24 protein-coding genes and 1 riboswitch are annotated in these 22,225 nt (G+C 41.5%); of the genes, 4 read left to right on the top strand and 20 right to left on the bottom strand.

What is annotated here, in order from left to right; translation table 11 throughout:
• Window positions 1–77: 77 nt before the first annotated feature.
• From CSV60_RS03670 to CSV60_RS03660, 3 genes are read right to left on the bottom strand one after another with little or no spacing between them, the layout of a single operon-like run.
• Window positions 78–1,082 carry a D-alanyl-D-alanine carboxypeptidase family protein gene (locus CSV60_RS03670; protein ID WP_233189527.1) on the bottom strand — a complete coding sequence of 335 codons (1,005 nt, stop codon included), beginning with the start codon at window positions 1,080–1,082 and terminating at the stop codon, window positions 78–80.
• Window positions 1,079–1,690 carry an SMC-Scp complex subunit ScpB gene (gene scpB / locus CSV60_RS03665; RefSeq protein WP_369802714.1) on the bottom strand — a complete coding sequence of 204 codons (612 nt, stop codon included), beginning with the start codon at window positions 1,688–1,690 and terminating at the stop codon, window positions 1,079–1,081. The genes CSV60_RS03670 and scpB overlap by 4 nt, the downstream gene beginning before the upstream one ends.
• 13 nt (window positions 1,691–1,703) lie before the next feature.
• A complete protein-coding gene (locus tag CSV60_RS03660; protein WP_099631532.1) occupies window positions 1,704–2,435 on the bottom strand; it encodes a segregation/condensation protein A in 732 nt (243 codons plus the stop codon).
• Between the two features lie 37 nt (window positions 2,436–2,472).
• Between CSV60_RS03660 and CSV60_RS03655 the strand changes: the two genes are divergently transcribed.
• The gene (locus CSV60_RS03655; RefSeq protein ID WP_099631531.1) at window positions 2,473–2,982 is read left to right on the top strand and encodes a DUF309 domain-containing protein; all 510 of its coding nucleotides are present in this window, start codon (window positions 2,473–2,475) and stop codon (window positions 2,980–2,982) included.
• Here CSV60_RS03655 and CSV60_RS03650 read toward each other — a convergent pair.
• From CSV60_RS03650 to CSV60_RS03595, 12 genes are all read right to left on the bottom strand, one after another.
• Window positions 2,979–3,353: a GNAT family N-acetyltransferase gene (locus tag CSV60_RS03650; RefSeq protein WP_233189526.1), complete on the bottom strand. Its 375-nt coding sequence runs from the start codon at window positions 3,351–3,353 to the stop codon at window positions 2,979–2,981. The genes CSV60_RS03655 and CSV60_RS03650 overlap by 4 nt on opposite strands.
• A 180-nt stretch (window positions 3,354–3,533) precedes the next feature.
• Window positions 3,534–4,859 (bottom strand): diaminopimelate decarboxylase, encoded by a 1,326-nt coding sequence (gene lysA, locus CSV60_RS03645; RefSeq protein WP_099636001.1) that lies wholly within the window; start codon window positions 4,857–4,859, stop codon window positions 3,534–3,536.
• A gap of 86 nt (window positions 4,860–4,945) precedes the next feature.
• The gene (locus CSV60_RS03640; protein ID WP_099631529.1) at window positions 4,946–6,403 is read right to left on the bottom strand and encodes a spore germination protein; all 1,458 of its coding nucleotides are present in this window, start codon (window positions 6,401–6,403) and stop codon (window positions 4,946–4,948) included.
• Window position 6,404: 1 nt separating this feature from the next.
• Complete coding sequence (locus CSV60_RS03635; RefSeq protein ID WP_099631528.1) at window positions 6,405–7,193, bottom strand: SigF/SigG family RNA polymerase sporulation sigma factor; 789 nt, start codon at window positions 7,191–7,193, stop codon at window positions 6,405–6,407.
• A 3-nt stretch (window positions 7,194–7,196) separates the two neighbouring features.
• On the bottom strand, window positions 7,197–7,643 hold the full coding sequence (gene spoIIAB, locus CSV60_RS03630; protein WP_099631527.1) for an anti-sigma F factor: 447 nt from the start codon (window positions 7,641–7,643) through the stop codon (window positions 7,197–7,199).
• On the bottom strand, window positions 7,633–7,986 hold the full coding sequence (locus CSV60_RS03625; RefSeq protein WP_233189525.1) for an STAS domain-containing protein: 354 nt from the start codon (window positions 7,984–7,986) through the stop codon (window positions 7,633–7,635). The genes spoIIAB and CSV60_RS03625 overlap by 11 nt, the downstream gene beginning before the upstream one ends.
• Window positions 7,987–8,491: 505 nt before the next feature.
• Window positions 8,492–9,790 (bottom strand): pyrimidine-nucleoside phosphorylase, encoded by a 1,299-nt coding sequence (locus CSV60_RS03620; RefSeq protein ID WP_099636077.1) that lies wholly within the window; start codon window positions 9,788–9,790, stop codon window positions 8,492–8,494.
• 7 nt (window positions 9,791–9,797) lie between these two features.
• Window positions 9,798–10,991 (bottom strand): phosphopentomutase, encoded by a 1,194-nt coding sequence (gene deoB, locus CSV60_RS03615; RefSeq protein ID WP_099636000.1) that lies wholly within the window; start codon window positions 10,989–10,991, stop codon window positions 9,798–9,800.
• A 24-nt stretch (window positions 10,992–11,015) separates the two neighbouring features.
• Window positions 11,016–11,906 carry a site-specific tyrosine recombinase XerD gene (gene xerD, locus CSV60_RS03610; RefSeq protein ID WP_099635999.1) on the bottom strand — a complete coding sequence of 297 codons (891 nt, stop codon included), beginning with the start codon at window positions 11,904–11,906 and terminating at the stop codon, window positions 11,016–11,018.
• 44 nt (window positions 11,907–11,950) lie between these two features.
• Window positions 11,951–12,427 carry a ferric iron uptake transcriptional regulator gene (gene fur / locus CSV60_RS03605; protein WP_099631523.1) on the bottom strand — a complete coding sequence of 159 codons (477 nt, stop codon included), beginning with the start codon at window positions 12,425–12,427 and terminating at the stop codon, window positions 11,951–11,953.
• A 96-nt stretch (window positions 12,428–12,523) separates the two neighbouring features.
• Window positions 12,524–13,036 (bottom strand): hypothetical protein, encoded by a 513-nt coding sequence (locus tag CSV60_RS03600; RefSeq protein ID WP_099635998.1) that lies wholly within the window; start codon window positions 13,034–13,036, stop codon window positions 12,524–12,526.
• A gap of 64 nt (window positions 13,037–13,100) precedes the next feature.
• A complete protein-coding gene (locus CSV60_RS03595; protein ID WP_099631521.1) occupies window positions 13,101–13,634 on the bottom strand; it encodes an NUDIX hydrolase in 534 nt (177 codons plus the stop codon).
• A gap of 72 nt (window positions 13,635–13,706) precedes the next feature.
• On the opposite strand from CSV60_RS03595, the gene CSV60_RS03590 reads away from it, so the two are divergent.
• Window positions 13,707–14,606 carry an aldo/keto reductase gene (locus CSV60_RS03590; RefSeq protein WP_099635997.1) on the top strand — a complete coding sequence of 300 codons (900 nt, stop codon included), beginning with the start codon at window positions 13,707–13,709 and terminating at the stop codon, window positions 14,604–14,606.
• A gap of 46 nt (window positions 14,607–14,652) precedes the next feature.
• Here CSV60_RS03590 and CSV60_RS03585 read toward each other — a convergent pair whose 3' ends face one another.
• From CSV60_RS03585 to CSV60_RS03575, 3 genes are all read right to left on the bottom strand, one after another.
• Window positions 14,653–16,008, bottom strand: a complete 1,356-nt coding sequence (locus CSV60_RS03585; RefSeq protein ID WP_099635996.1) for a nucleobase:cation symporter-2 family protein — start codon at window positions 16,006–16,008, stop codon at window positions 14,653–14,655.
• Window positions 16,005–16,592, bottom strand: coding sequence for a xanthine phosphoribosyltransferase (locus tag CSV60_RS03580; RefSeq protein WP_099635995.1), 588 nt, complete (start codon window positions 16,590–16,592; stop codon window positions 16,005–16,007). Before CSV60_RS03580 ends, CSV60_RS03585 begins: the two co-directional genes overlap by 4 nt.
• A 130-nt stretch (window positions 16,593–16,722) precedes the next feature.
• A riboswitch (purine riboswitch) is annotated at window positions 16,723–16,824 on the bottom strand.
• A gap of 227 nt (window positions 16,825–17,051) precedes the next feature.
• The gene (locus CSV60_RS03575) at window positions 17,052–17,981 is read right to left on the bottom strand and encodes an AEC family transporter (protein WP_099631518.1); all 930 of its coding nucleotides are present in this window, start codon (window positions 17,979–17,981) and stop codon (window positions 17,052–17,054) included.
• A 74-nt stretch (window positions 17,982–18,055) separates the two neighbouring features.
• Between CSV60_RS03575 and CSV60_RS03570 the strand changes: the two genes are divergently transcribed.
• The gene (locus tag CSV60_RS03570) at window positions 18,056–19,276 is read left to right on the top strand and encodes a CynX/NimT family MFS transporter (protein WP_099631517.1); all 1,221 of its coding nucleotides are present in this window, start codon (window positions 18,056–18,058) and stop codon (window positions 19,274–19,276) included.
• A 139-nt stretch (window positions 19,277–19,415) separates the two neighbouring features.
• On the opposite strand, the gene CSV60_RS03565 is transcribed toward CSV60_RS03570, so the two are convergent.
• Window positions 19,416–20,261, bottom strand: a complete 846-nt coding sequence (locus CSV60_RS03565) for a VOC family protein (protein ID WP_099635994.1) — start codon at window positions 20,259–20,261, stop codon at window positions 19,416–19,418.
• A gap of 504 nt (window positions 20,262–20,765) precedes the next feature.
• Between CSV60_RS03565 and CSV60_RS03560 the strand changes: the two genes are divergently transcribed.
• On the top strand, window positions 20,766–21,296 hold the full coding sequence (locus CSV60_RS03560; protein ID WP_099635993.1) for a helix-turn-helix domain-containing protein: 531 nt from the start codon (window positions 20,766–20,768) through the stop codon (window positions 21,294–21,296).
• 168 nt (window positions 21,297–21,464) lie between these two features.
• On the opposite strand, the gene CSV60_RS03555 is transcribed toward CSV60_RS03560, so the two are convergent.
• A complete protein-coding gene (locus tag CSV60_RS03555) occupies window positions 21,465–22,223 on the bottom strand; it encodes an exodeoxyribonuclease III (RefSeq protein ID WP_099631021.1) in 759 nt (252 codons plus the stop codon).
• Between the last annotated feature and the right edge of the window lie 2 nt (window positions 22,224–22,225).

Raw genomic sequence — 22,225 nt, 5'->3', positions numbered from 1 at the left:
AATTATGTCACACTTTGGGTCAAATGAAAAGAAGACTGACCTGTGTAGGACAATCTTCGAAATAGTGTGTTTTCTATTCATTTTTCGGTCATGATATCTACCGCTACCGTCTTAATGGGTTCTGTACCTAAATAAATAGACCAATAACCTTTTTTTTGTTGTTCATCTGCTTGTGGAATCTGTAACACATTGGACAACATTTTTTTCTCTTTTTTCGTTAGAAGTACTTTAACAGATTGATCCAACTTTGCAGTCATATGAGGAAATACTTGATACTTCCCTTTTTTCACTGCTGTATACGATTGATATTCGGAAAATACTTGCTGAGATAACTGTTTATGGACTTGCCAATCGTCTCCATTATTTAGCGTAACGACAATGACAGACTTGCCATCCTTTTCAAAATAAGTAGCCAATGTACGTCCCGCTGCTTTTGTGAAACCTGTTTTGCCTGCAACAGCAGTAGGTTCAGATAGCACTAGGCGATGTTTGTTCTGCCAACTGTTTTTACCATGTTCCGTTTCAAAAGGATAGTTCTTTGTTGAAGCTATTTTACGGAATTCCGGATTCTTCATGGCAAAGTACAACATTTTAGCCGTGTCATATGCAGACGCCAGATGATGCTCACCGTGCAAACCGGACGGATTCATAAAATGCGTCTGCTCCAATCCGTGACTTTGCGCCAATTCATTCATTAAATAGACGAATCCTTCAAGTGACCCACCTGCATGTTCAGCCAGTGCCGACGCTGCATCATTACCTGAACGAAGCATGAGGCCGTATAACAGATCTTTCGTCTTCATTACTTGACCCGTTTCGAGATAAATAGATGACCCTTCTGCCGTTGCGGCATCTGAGGAAATGACCGTCTCTTCTTCATGGGGCTTTAACTCCAAAAAAGTATAAGCCGTCCACATTTTAGTTAAACTTGCGATGGGTAGTGGTTCATGTTCATTTGATCCCATCAACAACCTACCATTCTCTCCATCTATTACTGCAAAAGACGAACCTGCCGCCTGACTACTTACGGGATTCATCAATAATCCAACTATCAGTAGAACGATGACCAAAATCTTTCTCAAGCATCATGTCCTCCTTCTTCTGTAATGGAAAATGCCTCTTGGAATTTTGTCATGAATAAATCCGTTTCCTCCGATGTTTCCTGTTCTTCGTCAAGTGACAGCGGGGGCATATCTTCGAGCGATGTCAGTCCAAAACGATCTAGGAAAAAAGTTGTCGTACCATATAAGATAGGCCGGCCAGGTCCATCCATGCGCCCTACTTCCTCTACGAAGCCTTTACCTGCCAATGAAGACAATGCACGCTCAGACTTTACACCACGCAAGTCATCGATCTCTACGCGCGTTACAGGTTGCTTGTAAGCAATGATGGCAAGCACCTCGAGTGCCGCTTGTGTAAACGTAGACGGTTTTGGATCTTCTAACATTCTTTTGATGTCATCTGCCCATTCACTCTTCGTCATTAAGCGGAAACTTCCGCCATAACTTTTTAACGTTATGCCACGTGTGTCATCTTCGTCATATGCCTCTTGTAACAAATTCAGTACTTGTTCTGCTTTTTGCTCTCCGCATTTTAACAATGTGGCTAACTGTGCAAGAGTTAACCCCTCTTCACCTGCAACGAATAAAAAACTTTCCGTCATCCCAATGAAACGGGTTTCGATGTCCATTCCTATCATCCCTTCAGATCAACGAGATTCGTAATTCTTCAAAATTATTACTTTGTCGTACTTTCACTTCTTGCAATTTCATTAGTTCGAGCAATGATAAAAATGTTAATACGAGCTCAGGTACAGTTGTCGTTTCAAAAAGTGCATGGAAATCACATTCTCCACCACATAGTTCTAACTTACTCATGATCGATGACATCTTATCCCCGACAGATTGTTCAGATTTTGTTATACTCGCTGTAAGAGGCAGCTTGAGTTTCTTTCTGTGTAGCATTTTCTGAAATGCACCAATCAAGTCAAAAACATTTAGCTGATCTTCCGTCTCGGTTACAAGCGGTTCACCATAATCCGTTAAGTCTTCAGGCTCCTTGGTGAAATGCTCATCGCGATATGCTGCGGATTCACGAAGAGAGTTGGCCGCTTCTTTAAACTTTCGATATTCCATTAATCGAGCAATCAATTCTTCACGCGGGTCTTCCTCATAACCGAATTCTTCGATGAACGCTTCTTCTTCATTGACCGGCAACAGCATTTTGCTTTTTACTTCAAGCAACGTCGCTGCCAGTACAAGGTATTCACTTAATTCATCCAATCGAAGAACGCGCATGGCATGCAAATGTTCTATGTACTGCTGTGTTAGCTCCGCCATGGGGATGTCATAAATATCAATTTCGAGCCGATTGATCAAATGCAATAACAGATCAAGCGGTCCTTCGAAGACTTCGAGTTTTACACTATAACTCATTTTCACCAACCTACCTAACCAGAAAGGAATGATTCGGATGCACCCTTACTACCATCCTCTTTTTCTACAGTTTATTGTGTATTTCAATGACAATCAAGATTATTTCGAGTGCCATGAAGTGCTGGAGGAATATTGGAAAGAACAAGAGAACTTTTCAAAAGACCATCCGCTAACAGGCTATATTCTTATGGCTACTGGATTATATCATTGGCGCAGAGGAAATACAGCAGGTGCTTCGCGTACTTTGAACAAAGCCATCACACGCTTCCGCGAGATGCCTGTACAATTTGATGACTATCTTAAAGAAGTGTCTATTGCTGAAATCATCATGCAGCTAGAGCATTGTCTTACACGCATTGAAACAGGTGAAGATTTCTATTCATTCCAGCTTCCAATCTCTCCAGGGTTGCAAGTGGAAGCAGAGAAATCCAAGCCACGGATGGTATTACTACCTAAAAACAGCACGTCTGTTATTCATAAGCATATGCAACGAGACAGGTCAGATATTCTTTTACAACGTGAAGAAAAGAAGAAGGGCAGCCGTTAAAGATCTGCGCCTTCTTCTTTTCTTAAACAACTTTGTATAAATGGCTCTGTAAAGTCCGTGCTTTTACAGCCGTATCCTGGATAGATCTCCTGCAATTCCTTCACCATCTTAAAGGCAATTCCTTCTCCACGAAAAGATGGGTTGACCGAAATATGCTGAATAGTGTACACCTTGTCGCTGTCGTTGACTTCTACCCCTATTAATCCGATGTAATCTTCTGCTTCTTTGTAAAGAAATAGCTGCCACTGTTCGTCACACAGATATTGCTGAACAGTCTCTTGTAATTTGCATAACATCTTCTCACTAGGGATATAAGATAAAAAGCCCATAGCAATTTTCTCTTGTGCCTTCTTAAATCGAATAAGATTCAATAGTAACCCCTTCTTTTCAGAAATCCTTTGTACAGTTTACACCATTACACCGTTTTCTTCAACTCGCGCATTATTTATAACGCGGATCAATTACAGGAACAACAAAATACCAATAGATGACTCCCCAAATTATAGCCATCGCAACAATTGAAACGAAAAGAATGACATTTTTCTTTTTCATCAGAAACTCTCCTTCTCATCTGATTGCAACGGAAGGTCTAATTTAATGATGTCTTCGTAAGTTTCGCGTCTTACCACTAACTGATGTTGCCCTTTTTCTACAAAGACAACGGCAGGTCGAGGCAAACGGTTATAATTGCTGGCCATGGAGTACGTGTAGGCTCCTGTACAAAAGACAGCTAGTAAATCACCGGTTTCCACTTTGGGCAAATGGGCTTTTTCAATTAACTTATCACCTGACTCACAGCACTTCCCTGCAACTGTCCATTGCTGGTCATGTGGTTCGTTCATCCGGTTTGCAAGTGCACTAGAATAGTGCGCGTCATATAAAGCCGGGCGAATATTATCAGACATTCCGCCATCTACTGCTACGTATGTACGGACACCCGGCACAACTTTCGTGCTGCCAGCAGAATAAATGGTCGTTCCTGCATCTCCGACAAGCGAGCGGCCGGGTTCAATCCAAATTTCAGGAATTGGATATTCATATTCCTCTGCCATCTTTTTCACTACATCTGCCATTTCCTCTACATAGACAGCTGGCTCAAGCGGCGTATCTTCTTCAGTATAGCGAATACCAAATCCTCCACCCAGATTTAAGACCGGACAGATAAATTGATAATTCTTTCGCCACTCAACCATTCTTTCCATCAACACTTCTGCTGCAAATTTGAATGCATCGGTTTCAAAAATCTGCGAGCCTATATGACAATGCATGCCAAGGAAATAAATGTATTGATGATCGTGCAAAGCTAGGAATGCTTGATTCGTTTGACCATTTTTCAAATCAAAACCAAACTTTGAATCTTCCTGACCTGTCGTAATATAGTCGTGTGTATGTGCTTCAATGCCCGGTGTTACACGGATTAAGACATTCATTGTTTGCTTTCGCTCGTCCGCAATTTCTTTGATCATGTCGATTTCCAAGAAATTGTCGACTACGATGCATCCAATTTTCTCTTCAAATGCATATACTAGTTCTTCTCTGCTTTTATTATTGCCATGGAAATGAATCCGCTCACGTGGGAATCCTGCGGCTACAGCCGTATACAATTCTCCACCTGAAACAACATCAAGAGACAATCCTTGCTGTTCTGCCAGTTGATAAATCGCGATTGAAGAAAAGGCTTTACTCGCATACGCAACTTGTGCTTTAATATCTTTTTTCTCAAAAGTTTCTTTAAATGCCTGCGCACGCTCTTTGAATAACTCTGTATCATAGACCATAACTGGTGTTCCGTATTGTGTAGCCAGTTCTGAAACGTCCACTCCACCGATTGTCAGATGACCGTTTTCATTCACTGCCTGTGTTCCATAAAGATGCATGTCCCATACCCCTCCCGAATTCTCTCAGATAACTTTATCACAAAAAGACGGGAAGTGGCAACGACATGCGGAATGTCTAAATCGTCCTATGACATTCTATCACGGTTCGGCGATTCCGTGATAAACGGCCGTGGATCGTCGATTGTCATAGGGAAACGAATCAACACACGCAACAAAGCTTTCGGGAAGAATGGAGTGAACGGCCACAAATATGGCACATCCATCGGTTTTAATGAACATAAATAATAGTAAATTACAGCAAGTGCTATGAAAAAGCCCGGGGCCCCTAGTAACGCTGTGGAAACTAACAAGAAAACCCTGAACACTTTTGTCGTAATACTTAATTCAAATGACGGAATGGCAAATGTTAAAATAGCACTGACCGCCACGTATAAAACCACTTCCGAAGAGAACAAGCCTACGTCAATCGCCACTTGCCCAATGACGATAGCAGCAACGAGTCCCATCGCGGTCGACAGCGGTGTAGGTGTATGGATTGCGGCCATCCGCAACACTTCTATACCGACATCAGCTATTAACAATTGGACAAATAACGGAACTTCTCCCCATTCATTCGGACCGATATACTTGATTGCTTCTGGAACGAATTGATTTTCGACTGACATCAAATACCAAAACGGCAACATCACTAGACTTAAAAATGTCCCTATGAAGCGTACCATCCGGATGAAAGTACCTATCAAAGGCGCTTGTCTATATTCTTCCGCATGTTGCAGATGATGCACAAGCGTAACAGGTACTAAAATGACGGAAGGAGACGTATCCACGATGATCGCAATATGTCCTTCAAGTAAATGTGCCGCACATATATCCGCACGTTCCGTATACCGAACGAACGGCATCGGATGAAATCCTTGTTTAAATAGAAATTCCTCGAGTGATTTATCGGTCATCGTCAAGCCATCAGTTTTCAATGCATCCAGTCGCTCCCGCACAAAATTTAAATGCCCTTCATTAGCGGCGCCTTTCATGAAGGCAATGGCAATGTCCGTTTTGCCTTTTACGGACGTCTCATGCATTTCAAATCGTAGTTCCGTTGTACGTAAACGTCTTCGAACTAATGCGGTGTTCGTCAGGATGTTTTCCGTAAAACCGTCTCTTGAGCCTCGTATGACTTTTTCCGTATCAGGTTCTTCAGGATTTCTGCCTGGGTATGACCGCACATCAAGTGCGAATGTGAAACCATCTTTCATAATGAATACAGCTAACCCACTTAAAATAACTTTCGCGAGTTGATCTTCATCCTTGACGATTTCCACCGAATGATACGGAAAATAATCCATCATTGCACGGTCAATGTTTTCCACATCTTCACTAGTATATAAATCATTACGATACTGCATTTCTGTCATTAAGGTTGTTAAGACCACTCCATCCACTAAACCGTTCATATACAGAAGAAGTATTTCTTTATCCCATAGGTGGATCAACCGTTTAGTCGCATCATATGTTTCGTCTTTGCCAAACTGGTTGATGAACCACCTTTCCCCTTCTCGTATGGACGTAAATAGTGTATCGGTCAAATTACGGTCTCCTCACCTTCTCGAGCGCTTCTTCGGCATCTGCGCCCATCCATGTTTTCATTTGAGCTAGAATTTTCTTTTCCAACCGTGATACTTGTACTTGTGATATTCCAATACGTTTCGCAATATCACTTTGTGTGTAATCTAAATAATAGCGCATATAAATGATCGTCTGATCACGTTTATTCAACCGAGTAATGACATCCCGTAACGGAATATGGTCGAATACCCTCTCTGATCTATCGTCTCGCAGTTGATCCATTAACGTCAGGCTGTCTCCGTCACTCTCATACAATTGTTCATGCAACGAGGCAGGATCACGGAGCGCATCAGAGGCTAGGATAATATCTTCTTGTTTTACTTCTAATATTTCCGCCATTTCTGAAATGGAGGGTGAACGTCCATTTTTCTTAAAGAAATCATCGGTTGCATGACGAATTTTATAACTTAACTCACGAATGGTACGGCCTACTTTCACCATTCCATCATCACGTAAATAACGTTGTATTTCTCCCACAATCATCGGTACAGCATACGTTGAAAACTTCACCTCATAGGATAAATCGAACTTATCTATTGATTTCATCAAGCCAATACAGCCTATTTGAAATAAATCTTCTAAATCCGCACCACGCGAAGCAAAGCGTTGAACGATGGACCACACAAGTCTTGTATTGCCTTCTACCATCATTCGCCTAGCTTCTTTGTCACCCGCTTGTGATTCTTTGATGAGTTCTCGCATTTTTTCTTGTGACAACAGAGCGTGTTGCTTCTCAACAGATGCTTCCATACGTCACCTCATTCTACTTACTTCTGTGACCGGAGAAAAATTCTTCTCAAATGTCACGATTGTCCCATTTCCAAGGGTAGAATCTACACGGATACCGTCCGAGAAACTTTCCATAATCGTAAAGCCCATACCAGAGCGCTCCATTTGTGGTTTGGTCGTAAACATCGGCTCCATTGCTTGCTCAATGTCAAAGATACCCATTCCCTCATCTGTGACCGTCATTTTAACTGAGCGGTCATCAATTGACGCATGGATCTTCACCATACTTTTACCATCGCATTCGTAACCGTGGATAATAGCATTCGTAACAGCTTCCGAAACAATTGTTTTAAATTCCGAAATTTCTTCCAGTGTCGGATCCAATGGTGCAATAAAACAGGTGAGTGCCATTCTGGCAAGTGCTTCATTTTGTTCTATCGCTAGAAACGACAAGGTCATTTCATTTTTCATGTACAACCCCTCCGATTTCGTCGATTGCTTCTTCGACTGTACATATTCTGACGACATCACCAAGACCCGAAAATTGAAATAGTTTCTGCATTGTCGGAGATGGATTCAATATGAGCGTTTCTCCGTTAACAGGAACTAGATCGCGCATTCTTCCAAGAATAAGTCCGATCCCTGCGCTGTCCATGAAGCCTAGTTGGTAGAGGTCCCAGATGATTGCACGCGTCTTTCCCGTGAATATAGCGGTAGATACTTCTTCTCTAATTTGATTGGCTTCGTGGTTATCGAGTTCTCCTGCTAGCGTGATTAAGACAATGCCATTTTCCAGTTGTGTAATAGTTGACATGTGTAGATACGCCTCCTTCATGAAGGCATTGTCGCACATTTAGAACGGTCATCCTTTAGTTTTGACAAAACTAGTCAGCTGTCCCTAAAACTTCTTACGTTGTGACAGAAATTAAATGGGTTGGTAAGTATTAATCAACGTTCCAAGCGGACCCTTCCATAGGTTCACAGCGTTCAAGCTAACCTCTCTAAAACGCTGCCACAAAGAACGGCATTTTGGAGAAAGTGCGAAGCAGTTAGATCTCTTCTATGCACTCGCTGTCTTTCACTTACTAGCAACTGAAGTGCCGCGTTTAATTGGAATAACACGAATATACATTCTTCACTGACTAGCTAAAGATACCCGTTAGCCTTGCACTGAATTCACAGCGAGCCTCTCCTACGCTCCTACCTCGAGCTACACAAGAGTATGTACAGTTGAATTTGTTTTTACACATGAACGACAAAAAAGCCATGTGCCCTGGAAGAACCAATTTCTTGGTGTGCTTCAGGCACATGGCTTTTATTCAGTATAAGGAATGTATAAGCGGTGGTGCTTCAGTTTTTTCCTTTGTGATATGCATATGAGTTTGCAGTAATTTGATCGAGTCATCCACTTGTTCCGTGTTTGCATGGAGAATAGCAAGTGTCTCCCCAACTTCTACAAAGTCACCTATTTTCTTACGTAGTACAATCCCGACCGCAAGATCTATGACGTCTTCTTTTGTTGCACGACCGGCGCCAAGAAGCATGGCAGATACGCCTATTTCATCGGCATCGATCATGGATACATAGCCACTTTTACTAGCCGGAACTTCAATTTGATACTGTGCTTGCGGCAATAGATTGGTATTCTCTATAATTTTTTCGTTGCCGCCTTGTGCTTTGATTAACTCGCCGAACAAGCGCAGTGCGTCACCATTTTCTACGACGTTCTGCAGTTGTTTGCGTGCGTCTTCTTCAGTTTCTGCTTTGTTCGCTGCAAGCAACATCTTGCTACCAAGAACTAGACACAACTCCGTTAGATCAGCTGGACCTTTTCCTTGTAGTGTATCAATAGCTTCCCTTACTTCAAGTGCATTACCTATAGCAAATCCTAGTGGTTGGCTCATATCCGAAATAACAGCACTTGTGTTTCTTCCCACTTCATTTCCGATCGCAGTCATGGCATCTGCCAGTCGTTTTGATTCTTCTACTGTTTTCATAAAGGCTCCCGCGCCTGTCTTGACGTCTAATACGATAGCATCTGCGCCCGCCGCTAGCTTTTTACTCATGATAGAGCTTGCAATCAGCGGAATGCTATTGACGGTCGCTGTGACATCCCTCAACGCATATAGTTTTTTATCAGCTGGCGTCAAATTACCACTTTGGCCAATTACAGCGATCTTCAAATCATTGACCTGTTGAATAAATTGTTCCGTTGAAATCTCTACGTGGAAGCCGTCTATTGCTTCTAGCTTATCCAGTGTGCCACCTGTATGGCCTAGTCCTCGACCACTCATTTTAGCAACCGGTACACCGCACGCTGCGACAAGTGGTGCTAAGATCAGTGTCGTAGTATCTCCTACTCCGCCCGTTGAGTGTTTGTCTACCTTCACTCCTTCAATTGCAGATAAATCGATTTGATCACCAGACTCCGCCATGGCCATCGTTAAATAGCCTTGTTCTTCTGTAGTCATCCCCTTAAAGTAAATGGCCATCAAGAAAGCACTCGCCTGATAATCAGGGATTGAGCCATCTGTATAACCCGTCACAAAAAACTCAATCTGTTCTTTAGTTAGTTCTTCTCCGTCTCGCTTGTTTTCAATGATATCTACCATGCGCAGCATACAATTAGTCCTCCTTCACCAATGCAGACAAGAAACTCTCACCATGTTCAGGCATTTCTACTTGGAAGTTCTCAGCAATTGTCGCTCCGACGTCAGAGAACGTTTTACGGATGGGCAATTGCCCTGCTCCTTTATTTGAAGGGGAATAGACGAGTAACGGTACATATTCTCTTGTATGATCCGTTCCTTCATGAACTGGGTCATTCCCGTGGTCTGCTGTGATGATCAGTAAATCGTCTGGTTGCATGGCATCGATAATTTCAGGCAAACGTGCATCAAATTCTTCAAGTGCCTTACCGTAACCAATCGGATCGCGACGGTGACCATATAATGCATCGAAGTCTACGAGATTAACGAAACTGAGGCCTTCAAACTCTTTTTCCATCACCGCAACTAACTTATCTACACCGTCCATGTTTCCTGTTGTCCGGACTGCTTCCGTCACGCCCTCACCATTGTAAATATCGGCAATTTTACCGATGGCGATTACGTCAAAACCTTTATCCTGCAATTCATTCATTACCGTTTTCCCAAATGGCTTCAATGCATAATCATGACGATTTGTAGTTCGTGTGAATGTACCCGGTTCCCCAATAAACGGACGCGCAATCACGCGACCTACTAAAAATTCGGGTTGCAACGTAAGTTCTCTTGCGATTTCACAAATACGATATTGCTCTTCAATTGGAATAATTTCTTCATGTGCTGCAATTTGCAGTACAGGGTCACCAGACGTGTAAACGATGAGAGCGCCCGTCTTCATATGCTCTTCGCCTAGTTCTTCGATAATTTCCGTACCGCTTGCCGGTTTATTTCCGATAACTTTTCTACCCGTTTTCAATTCCAATTCATCTATTAATTCTTTTGGAAAACCATTCGGATACACTTTGAATGCATCATCGATACGCAAGCCCATGATTTCCCAGTGGCCTGTCATCGTATCTTTACCGACAGATGCTTCTTGCATTTTTGTGTAATATCCTTGCGCTTCTTTTTGAGGTGCAAGTCCTTTAATCGGTGCAATATTCGCCAGACCGAGACGTTCCAAGTTGGGTAGTTTCAGTCCGTTCATCTCTTCACCGATATGTCCAAGCGTATTAGATCCAACATCACCAAAAGCTTCAGCATCAGGTGCTTCGCCGATTCCTACTGAGTCAAGTACGATTAAATGAATACGATTATAACGAAATTTTTCCATATGAAAACCTCCAGTAATAGTAGTTTACGCTCTCGGATGATATTGACTGTAGACATCTTTCAAGCGTTTTTTGCTGACATGCGTGTAAAGTTGCGTTGTGGAAATATCGGCATGTCCGAGCATTTCCTGAACGGCGCGCAAGTCAGCCCCATTTTCAATCAAATGTGTGGCAAATGAGTGACGCAATAAATGCGGTGAAATGACTTTCTGAATTCCCGCCTTTACTCCTGCTTCTTTCAAGATCTTCCAACAGCCTTGTCTCGTCAGCCGTCTGCCATGCATGTTGAGGAACAAGGCTTCCGTATCACTGATGAACTTGGGACGCCCTTCATTTAAATACAACGTACAGGCGTCGATTGCAGAACGTCCAAGTGGTACTATTCGTTCTTTGCTACCTTTTCCAAATACCCGCACAAAACCCATGGTCAAATGAAGATCAGCCAAATCAATCGCTATCAATTCACTTACCCGCATTCCAGTCCCATATAACAATTCAAGCAATGCAATATCGCGCATACCTTGTGAAGTATTGCCATCAACGGCCTGGATCAATCGGTCAATTTCAGGTATAGAGAGGACATCCGGCAACTTTTGTTCGATTTTAGGCAATTCGATATGAATCGTGCAATCATGTGTCGTGACTTGTTCTCTCACTAAAAATTGATGAAATGAACGAATGGAGGAAATGTGTCGGGAAAGGGTACGACTAGATTTACCACTATCTTTCAACTTCTGCAGATACTGTAGAACCATCGCGCGTTCGATAGAATTAACTGTTTCTAAATTTAAACTTGCGATGAAACGAATATAGGCTATCAGGTCGCGTTGATACGACTTCACCGTATTTTGGGCTAATTGTCTTTCAACTGTTAAAAAGTGCACATAATCTTCTAACGCAAACTGCGCATCTTTCATAGACTTTCCTCCTTTCTTTTGTAAAAAGTAAAAAAGGACAGCGCTTAGGCCATCCCATTGTCTTCTTGTTCTTTCTCTTCGTCTTTCGTTTTACAACGTTTACAAATTCCATGGAACGTCAACCAATGATCTTTGACTGTAAAACCATAACGACCTTCTACGACCTTTTCTACTTCGCCAAGCAAGTCTTCCTGAATTTCATCAACCGTACCACATTCCAGACAAATTAAGTGATGGTGGAACCTCGCAGCACCTTCTTCTCGTAAATCATAACGTGCTACCCCATCGCCAAAATTAATTTTATCGACAACTTTTAGTTCAGTTAATAATTCTAATGTACGATATACAGTCGCCAGACCAATATCTGGAGCTTTTTCTTTTACTAGCAAAAATACATCTTCTGCACTTAAATGGTCTTCTTCATTTTCCAGAAGAACTGCTACAGTCGCTTCACGCTGAGGCGTCAACTTGTAGCTGGCCCCGTGCAATTGCTTCTTGATTCGTTCGATTCGGCTTTCCATACGACGCCCCCCTCAAATTGTTTCCATTATACCAAACTGTCGTTCCAGATGACAATAGAAAGGAAAGGTTCAGTTCATTATAGTGTGTAGTGGATATTACTTAATAAAATGATAGATCGATAGTTCCAGTATCTGTGTGATTAATAATAATGCAATTAATGGAGGCACAGCAGTTAATGGACGATCTTTCTTGCTGGCCGGTGTAGCGAAAAATGGCGGGTTCAACACCGAACATAAAATCAAAAACAACAAACAGCTGATTAATTGAAATGGAAACCACCAAATCGTATAGGATACCATTTTTAAGCCTGTCGACAATAAATATGTGGATGATAGACCAAAAAAAGCACATTTAATTGCACCGAGAAACATAGTGATAAAACGGACTCTTTTATATTTAGACAGAATGATGGCTAACAGAATAAAGCTCAATGTCACCACAACAGGCGACCACAAAGCCGCTTCGGATCCCTTCACTACACGTTGATCATATAACCCAATGATCTGCTCTAGTGACGTGATCGGCCACTCTCTAAATAATAAAGCCCCTCCTATATAACTAATTGCGAGTATAACGAATAAATATACAAAAGACAATGATCGAGCCATAAATAGGACACCTCCGCATCGTTTCTATAACATATGCTTGTCCGTCCAGAAATAGCTCAATCCTTTATAGGTTTTTTACATACCAGACAGCCGCAACCGTCTTGGCATCATAAATCCGTTCATTCGCAATCAATTCCTCTGCCTCTTCAACGGTTACTTCCAGTACTTCAATGAATTCATCTTCATCCCCTGTCGCAGGCTGTTCCACTTTCTCAAGCTCTTTTGCCACATATAAATGAATGATTTCATCCGCGAAGCCTGGTGAAGTTGAGAAAGTCTGCAAATATTCGAATGAATTAGCACGGTAACCTGTCTCTTCTTCCAGTTCACGAATTGCCGTCAGTTTAGGTTCTTCCCCAAGCTCAATCTTTCCCGCAGGTATTTCTAGCATCGTTCGTTCCAAAGGCTTTCTGTACTGTTCAACTAACACGAGCTTTTTATCTTCAGTCAAGGCGATAATCGCCACGGCTCCTGGATGTTTTACTAATTCTCTTTTTGCTAGTTTTCCATCAGGCAATTCTACTTCGTCTACTTGCACCGAAATGATTTTACCTGTAAAAATTTGTTCTGTTGAGAGGGTAATTTCTTCAAACTTCATCCAGCACTCAACCCTTTCCATTGGTTTTATATCCCGTTTTCATTGTACCATGAAACCAAAGGAGTGAAGCACATGAAGAAGCGTACAATAGGTTCTAGTAATTTACTTGTTTCCGAACTTGGATTAGGGTGCATGTCATTACCGACTGAACTTGAAGCGGCTCGTTCCGTACTCGATGAAGCAGTGGATCATGGCATCAACTATTTCGATACAGCCGATCTGTATGATAGAGGAATAAATGAAGAACTTATAGGAAAAGTATTGAAGGAAAAACGTCAAGAGTTGATCATCGCGACGAAAGTCGGTAACAAGTGGAATGGGGAAGATTCCTGGACATGGGATCCTTCAAAAGCCTATATAATGAACGCTGTAAAACAAAGTTTACGACGATTACAACTCGATTATCTCGATTTGTACCAACTTCACGGTGGTACGATGGAAGATGATGCTGAAGAAACAATCGAGGCGTTTGAAACATTAAAGAAAGAAGGCATCATACGTGAATACGGTATCTCAAGTATCCGCCCCACTGTCATCGAACGTTTCCTGAATACTAGCCATGCAGTTTCTGTCATGATGCAGTATAGCTTGCTCGATCGACGTCCTGAAGAATATTTTTCTATGATTACGGAAAAAGGTGCATCTGTTGTCACGAGAGGAATACTAGCAAAAGGCCTACTGACGAATGAAGGCATGGACCGTGCGAAGAAAATGAGTGGCTTCGTTTCTTACACATCGTCTGAGTTACAGCAGACAATTCAATCGCTTTCGGAGGGAACAAACGACTTACATGCATACGCTCTTGCCTTTGCACTTAAAGAGCCTGCTGTGGCCTCTGCTTTGATTGGTGCTAGGACACAACAACAGCTTCGGGAGTCATTAAGAGCTTATGACACGCCAATCGATCCACAATTGCTGACGATGGTAACAAACAAAACAGAGCAACATCTATATGATCAGCATCGCGTATAAGATAACAAAAAGAGCAACTGCAAAAAAGCAGTTGCTCTTTTTGTTGTTATTTATGATTAGCTGTTGCACTAACCAAGACAGAAGATGATCCTTCTTTAATGCTACGTGACGTAGACTCCGCTTGACGTGCTTGTTCGACCGCTTGCTTCTTTTTTGAAGGCAGCATATTGAAAATGATATTTAAGAAGATAGCCGTAATACTTCCGAGTACAATCCCATTACTTGTTAAGATCTGTACACTTTCTGGCAATTCCTTGAATAGATCCGGTACAACCGAAACGCCAAGTCCGATCCCGATAGAACACGCTACGATCATTGCATTATCTTGAGTTTTTGAAATAACAGGACTCAACATCTTAATTCCTTGAGAAACAACCATTCCGAACATAGCAACCATAGCCCCCCCAAGTACTGCCGCAGGAACAATCGTTGCAAGAGCGGCTACTTTCGGCAAGAATCCTAAAGAAATCAGCATGATCGCGGTAACCAATATTACACGGCGTGACTTCACACCAGATAATTGCATTAAACCCACGTTTTGTGAAAATGTCGTGTAAGGAAATGCGTTGAAAATACCTCCAATAATGGAAGCTAAACCTTCTGCACGATAGCCGCTTTCCAACATTTTTTGATCGATTTCTTTTTCACAAATATCACCGAGCGCAAAGTATACTCCGGTGGATTCTACGAGTGACACCATCGCAACCAATGTCATAATGGCAATCGGTAGCAAATGGAACGTAGGTGTTGCTAGATAAAACGGCATGACCATATGAACATAAGAAGCATCTTGTACGTTGGAAAAATCTACGATGCCGAGGAATATCGCCGCGATCGTACCCACGACTAATCCCAACAAAATAGCAATAGACTGCATAAAACCTGAAGTGAATCGGAACAGTAAGACAATGAATAATAACGTTCCAAATGAAAGTAAAATATTTGTCATTGAGCCAAAGTCTTCAGCCCCTTGTCCGCCACCCATATTATTGATCGCAACAGGAATCAATGTGATTCCAATAATTGTTACGACAGAACCCGTAACGATTGGAGGGAAGAATTTCACAAGACTTCCGAAGAAGCGGCTAATGAAGAAAATGATTACGCCCGAAGCAATAACTGCACCGTAAATGGCCGAAATTCCATAATCATTGCCGATCAAAATCATAGGGCCTACAGCTGTGAACGTACACCCAAGGACGACAGGTAGACCAACACCAAAATATTTATTACGTGAAATTTGCAACAACGTAGCGATACCACACATTAAAATATCAATTGAAACAAGATATGTCAGCTGTGTGGGAGTTAACCCTATGGCATTCCCCACAATAAGCGGTACCAATACCGCGCCTGCATACATAGCTAGTAAATGCTGAAAACCTAGCAGTGTTGTTTTCATCCGTTATTTTCCTCCCCGACGAATTGGACTTGACCGTTTTTCAGTGACTGAAGCTCAGCCAGTGACTCTAAACGTACGCCTTCTTTACGAATCAAATCTCCACCTGGTTGGAAGCATTTTTCGATGACAATTCCAACACCAGCGATAGTCGCACCTGCTTGTTTGGCGATATCTATGAGTCCGAGTGCAGCTTGTCCATTCGCAAGGAAATCATCAATGAGTAAAACCGTATCTTCATTTGAAATAAAATCTTTAGAAACCGAAATATCATTCGATTCTTTCTTAGTGAAAGAATACACTTTCGCGGAGTATAAATGATCCGTCAATGTAAGTGATTTACGTTTTCTGGCAAACACTACCGGAACGCCCAATATCATTCCTGCCATTGTCGCTGGAGCAATACCTGAAGATTCAATCGTGATTATTCTCGTGATGTTTTGATCGCTAAATCGTATAACAAACTCTTTTCCGATTTCCTGCATCAGTAATGGATCAATTTGATGATTCAAAAAAGAATCTACTTTTAATACCTCTTCCGATAATACTTTACCTTCTTGTCGAATCTTGTTTTTTAACAACTCCACACCGTTGTGCTCCCTTCATTTTTCCGAATAAAAAAAGCGTATATGCCATACTCCCATATAACAACTATGAGAGAGCGGCATGTACGCTTTTAAAAATGAAAAAGCAATTTCTTGTCGAACGACAAAGAAAGCTGCTTTTCATTCTCCCCATAGTCGGTCTATTTTCGGTAAACCGGTAGAAACTTACGGGCCATATCCCCGTGATTATATGAGTCTTATTTAACTGAATGCTAACAGTATAGCATGATTCGACAAATTTTCAATACGAATATTTGCCAATTAGTTTGATAGCTTCAAGCTGGCAAGCACATGGACATATTATTGACAAAAAGGTGGCGTAAATTGGGATAAATAGTAATTTCAAGAGAAGGCATTGCATTGAAGCGTCTCCTCAGTAGTGCCAATCGCTTACCAACACCCACGCCAGACTCTCTTTGTAATAAACTCCCCGTTTTTTACTTACCCGAAAAATAGTGAGGAAAGATAAATTACTACGCCTACTGTAAAGCTACTAGCTACGGTATTGAACAGGACGATCTGGGCTGCTAGCTCAGACTCTACATCATATTCCAATGCCAGCGTTGAGCTGTTTCTTGACGTTGGAAATGAGCTGGCGATCCAGAGTGACTGGGCCGTGACACCGTCTATTCTTAACAGTAAAATCAACAGCAACGCCACAGTTGGTGAAATAATGAGTCTGCCGATAGCGCTTAGGTAGATCAAACGGTTCCATAGCGTTTTCACCTTAATCTGCGCTAACTGCGCGCCTAGTGTAATGAGCGCAATGGCGATGAAAGCATCCGATAAATGACTAATCGGCAACTCGATAAATTGTGGCAGGTGGATATTTGTTAAATTAAGCACAGCACCTAGCCACAATGCATGAATAATCGGCATTCGAAGAAACTGCTTCACGATGTCTTTTCCCGATTGCGTGGAAGACACGAGATTATACAATCCATACGAGTACGTCAGTAAGTTCTGATAGACAATCAACACGATCTGAATGGACACTCCGAGTGGATTGGCATGAAAGACTAGCTGACTGACGGGTAATCCATAGTTTCCAGAATTGATCAACACAATACTGTTTTTCATTACGGCGGTTTGCTGGCGGTTTAAACGCAAGAATTTACTAAATATATGGCCAGTAATTATTAAAGCGGATGTGAATAATACGACAAACATTAATACATCGAGTAGGATGTCTATATCAATAACAGTATGATATAAGTTCATAAACACAGCGGCAGGTATTAGACAGTATGTAAGAATATTCCCTAACGCCTTAACATTAAAAGTAAACTTTATTTGTAAAAACACGCCAATTGCTAATAAAATGAGCATCGGTGTGATAACATTTACAAAGACTATGAGTAAGTACTCCATAAAGGAATCTCCTTTCTGCTGATTCAGCGATATACTTCTCAGAACAATCTTCAAGGAATACAGGAGGCTTCATGATGGAAACAGAACGACCAAGCAAACATTTACATTTCCCTAAAAGTCAGTGGGTGCTGTTAGTGGGTATTTTATTTTTAGCTGCTACCATCCGTTCTCCACTAACTTCTGTCGGACCTATTATTGGAAACATTCGCGATCAACTGCAAATCTCCAATTCATTGGCTGGATTTCTAACGACAATCCCACTACTGGCATTTGCCATTGTATCACCTTTTACACCACGCATTGCAAAACGGTTTGGCATGTCGCGAACACTTTTCTATGCAATGATTATTTTACTAATAGGAATTGTCATGCGTTCTGTCGGCAATAGTATCTTGCTACTGATCGGCACATTTTTAATTGGTGTCGGAATTGCCTTTGCAAACGTCTTATTACCAAGCCTTCTTAAACTGAGCTTTCCCTTCCATATTGGATTAATGACAGGGTTGTACTCTGTTTCTATGAGTATATCTGCAACGCTAGCTTCTGGTATCGCTTCTCCAATCGCCAATGAAACTGTCTACGGCTGGCAAGGTGCTCTAGGAATTTGGGGAGTCATTACATTGTTAGCTATTATCGTATGGATTCCTCAAATACGTAAAAAGAAAGAGGTTATCAAAACAGTTCAGAAAAACAAGAAGACGGGACCTGCTCGGCCTATTTGGCGCTCGCCACTAGCCTGGAGCATCACAGTTTTCATGGGACTGCAATCGTTCCTATTTTATACGACAGCTTCATGGATTCCAGTTGTGTTGCAAACAAATGGCATGACTGCTGATGCTGCTGGATGGATGTTAGCCCTTGTCCAACTCGCACAATTGCCTATGATGTTTATCATACCAGTGGTTGCGGATAAAGTACGTGATCAACGTGTTCTGGTCGTAGCTGTTTTCGCTTGTTATGTAATTGGCTATGGTGGTGTACAATTCGGAAGCGAAAGCCTGACTGCACTTTGGATGATTTTCATCGGACTAGGAGGCGGTTCAGCATTCGGCCTCGCTATGATGTTCTTCACTTTACGTACCCATACACCAGACCAGGCAGCTTCAATTTCCGGAATGGCGCAGTCGATTGGCTATTTACTCGCGTCTATTGGTCCTGTGTTGTTCGGTATTCTTCATGACTTTACGGGTTCATGGACAGCGCCACTATATACCTTCATAGTTGTCGCAACCATACTATTTATAAGTGGAATGTACGCAGGCAAAAAGCGTTTGATTTCGCTTGAACCAAAATAACATGCGTAAAAAAAGCAAGTGCTTTCGAGGTTAATGTCTTAGGTTACTAGTACAAAACGCATTTCAATAATAAATACGAAGAGCCCCAATTCATCTGCGAATTGGGGCTCTTCGTTTGAGGCGGGATAAGTGTGGAAATTTACACGGTTAATTGAATTTTATTTCCTGATGGATCTTCAATCACAAACAACTCACCTTCAACCGTATACGAAATACCTAGGTTCTGTAATTGTTCCATTACATTCGATCTTTCAGCTTCGTCTGGGAAAACAAGCGAGTACCAATTTATACCCACACTATTTTTCTGTGGTTTGGGAGCACCTACTCCTTGCCATGTATTTAAGGCAATATGATGATGATAATCGCCCGTTGAAATAAAAATAGCTTGAGGATAATGGCTTACAACTGTAAAACCTAGTCCCCTCGTGTAAAATTCTTCTGCCTTTTGAAGATCGGCTACATGCAAATGAATGTGGCCCATTATCGTATCAGCCGGCAACCCGTTCCATTCCAAATCACTTACTGCCAGAAGACTTTCCCCATCCAATGGGTCAGACACCATCTTGACTTCTCCATTAGACCAACTCCATTCAGAAGATGGCCGATCTATATACACTTCAATACCATTTCCGTCTGGATCCGAAATGTAGAGTGCTTCACTTACCAGGTGATCCGATGCTCCGAATCGAGAACCTGTCTTAGATAAATGGCGTAAAAAGGCGGATAAGTCAGCCCTTGTCGGTAACAAAAGTGCAAAGTGGAATAAACCAGATCTCCTTTCCTCCTTGGGCAGTACATCAACCGGCTGTTCAATCGTTAATAATCCTGTTTTTCCGTCTGCTGTTAAAACCGCTTTTCGATTTGTTTGCTCCAGTACTTGAAATCCGATAACCTGTTGGTAAAATTCAAGAGCTACATCCAAATTCATTACATTTATATTAACTTGTCCAACAAATGTATTAGGTTTATTATGAAAGTTTTTCATTTTTATAATCTCCCTCTTCTATCTTGTATCGTTTCTAATGTGCGTAATCTAAATTTTTATCCGCTTCCTATTACATATCACTCGATCAATACCAAAGTTTACTTCTATGAGTTTGGACTTTGAAGATCATATTTAAACTGGTTGGCATCATTTCAAGTTACTATTATATCTCTTTAAGGATATTATATCTCTATAGGTGAACATTAATTGTAAAAAAAATAATTATTTATCCTATTTCATCTGATTTTCAGCATCGTAAAATACTTGGTTTACACATACCTCCTCGCTTCTCTAAAACAAATATATCTATAAACATATATTTACTTCATAACACTTACTATTCTTTCTTGCATCACGTCAATATATTTATTGTGAGTATTTAACTCATTTTTTAATATTCGCATGTGAATATTAATTCTCTATAGGATAACATCAAATGAAAGATAGCGTCAAGATAGTTGTGCTATTATATACATACATAACAATACTCTTGGAGGGATCCATGTGGAAATCGGCTCAAAAATACGAGATATACGGAAAAGAAAGAAAATAACCATCGCACAGATGAGCGAACAAATAGGACTTTCAAAAGGGTTTATAAGCAACATCGAAAATGATAATACATCCCCCTCCCTTAATACGTTGCAAGAAATCGCTCGCTTTCTAGACGTCCCGCTTCCTTATTTGCTGCTAGAGAAAAAGAAGCATATGAAAGTCATTAGGAAAGCTGATCGGGTATACACAACGTTTAACGGTATAAAAATTGAACATATTACTACGCAAAGTGGTCTGCGAATGATGCACGTTGAATTACCACCCGGTACATCGACCGGTGAAGCGATCGCCCACGAAGGTGAAGAGAGCCATGTCGTACTAAAAGGCACGGTTCTTGCTGCACAAGGCGAAGATTCTGTTATTGCAGAGGAAGGCGATTCATTTAGTTGGAATGCTAGCGTACCTCACTTTGTAAAAAACATCGGAGAAGATGAGGCAGTCTTACTTATCGCCGTCTACTCCGAGGATAAAAGTACATGACACCTTTCTGTTCCTTCTCCGGCACACTATTCCAAATTCAATCTTGTACCGGCAACTGGAATGGATTCAATTAATAAATCGCACCACAAGGTAAACTTGTGATGCGATTTATTATTTTCAGCTATTGTACCTCTCAACTGAACAACTTAACCCGAGAGGTACTTGCTCTCATTTTAGTTCTAATTCTGTAGAAATCGGACAATGATCACTGCCCATAATTTCTGAATGAATAGCTGTTGTTTGCAAGGCTGACTGGAGACGCTCTGAAATAATAATGTAATCGATACGCCAGCCGATATTTCGTGCCCGTACATCGCGCATATAAGACCACCATGTATAGTTATCTTTTAGATCGGGATACATAAAGCGAAACGTATCAATGAATCCGGCATCTAACAGCCGCGTCATTTTCCCGCGTTCTTCATTCGTAAATCCCGAATTGCCAATATTAGATTTAACGTTACGAATATCAATTTCTTCATGTGCCACGTTCAAATCTCCACAATAGATAACGGGCTTGATGGCATCCAATGACTGCAAATGCTCAAGTAATTCATCTTCCCACGCCAGTCGAAATGATAATCGCGCTAAGTCCCGTTGTGAATTGGGCGTATAACAATTAACGAGAAAGAACTCTTCAAATTCTAGCGTTAGCACTCGTCCTTCTACTTCGTGGTCTAGATCATTCAATCCATAGCGTACAGAAAGAGGGGATTTCTTCGTAAAGACTGCGGTACCTGAATATCCCTTTTTCGCTGCATAGTTCCAGTAGGATTCATACCCATCGAAAGAAAGGTCGATTTGTCCTTCTTGACATTTGATCTCTTGGACACAAAATATATCTGCCTGTACTTGTTCAAAAAAGTCACTAAAACCTTTTTTTACGCATGCCCTAATACCGTTCACGTTCCAAGATACTACTTTCAATT

Source organism: Sporosarcina sp. P7, from assembly GCF_002743425.1.
Taxonomy (GTDB): domain Bacteria; phylum Bacillota; class Bacilli; order Bacillales_A; family Planococcaceae; genus Sporosarcina.
The sequence above is the reverse complement of the archived record's forward strand: the minus strand, read 5'-3'. Positions and strand labels throughout refer to the sequence as shown.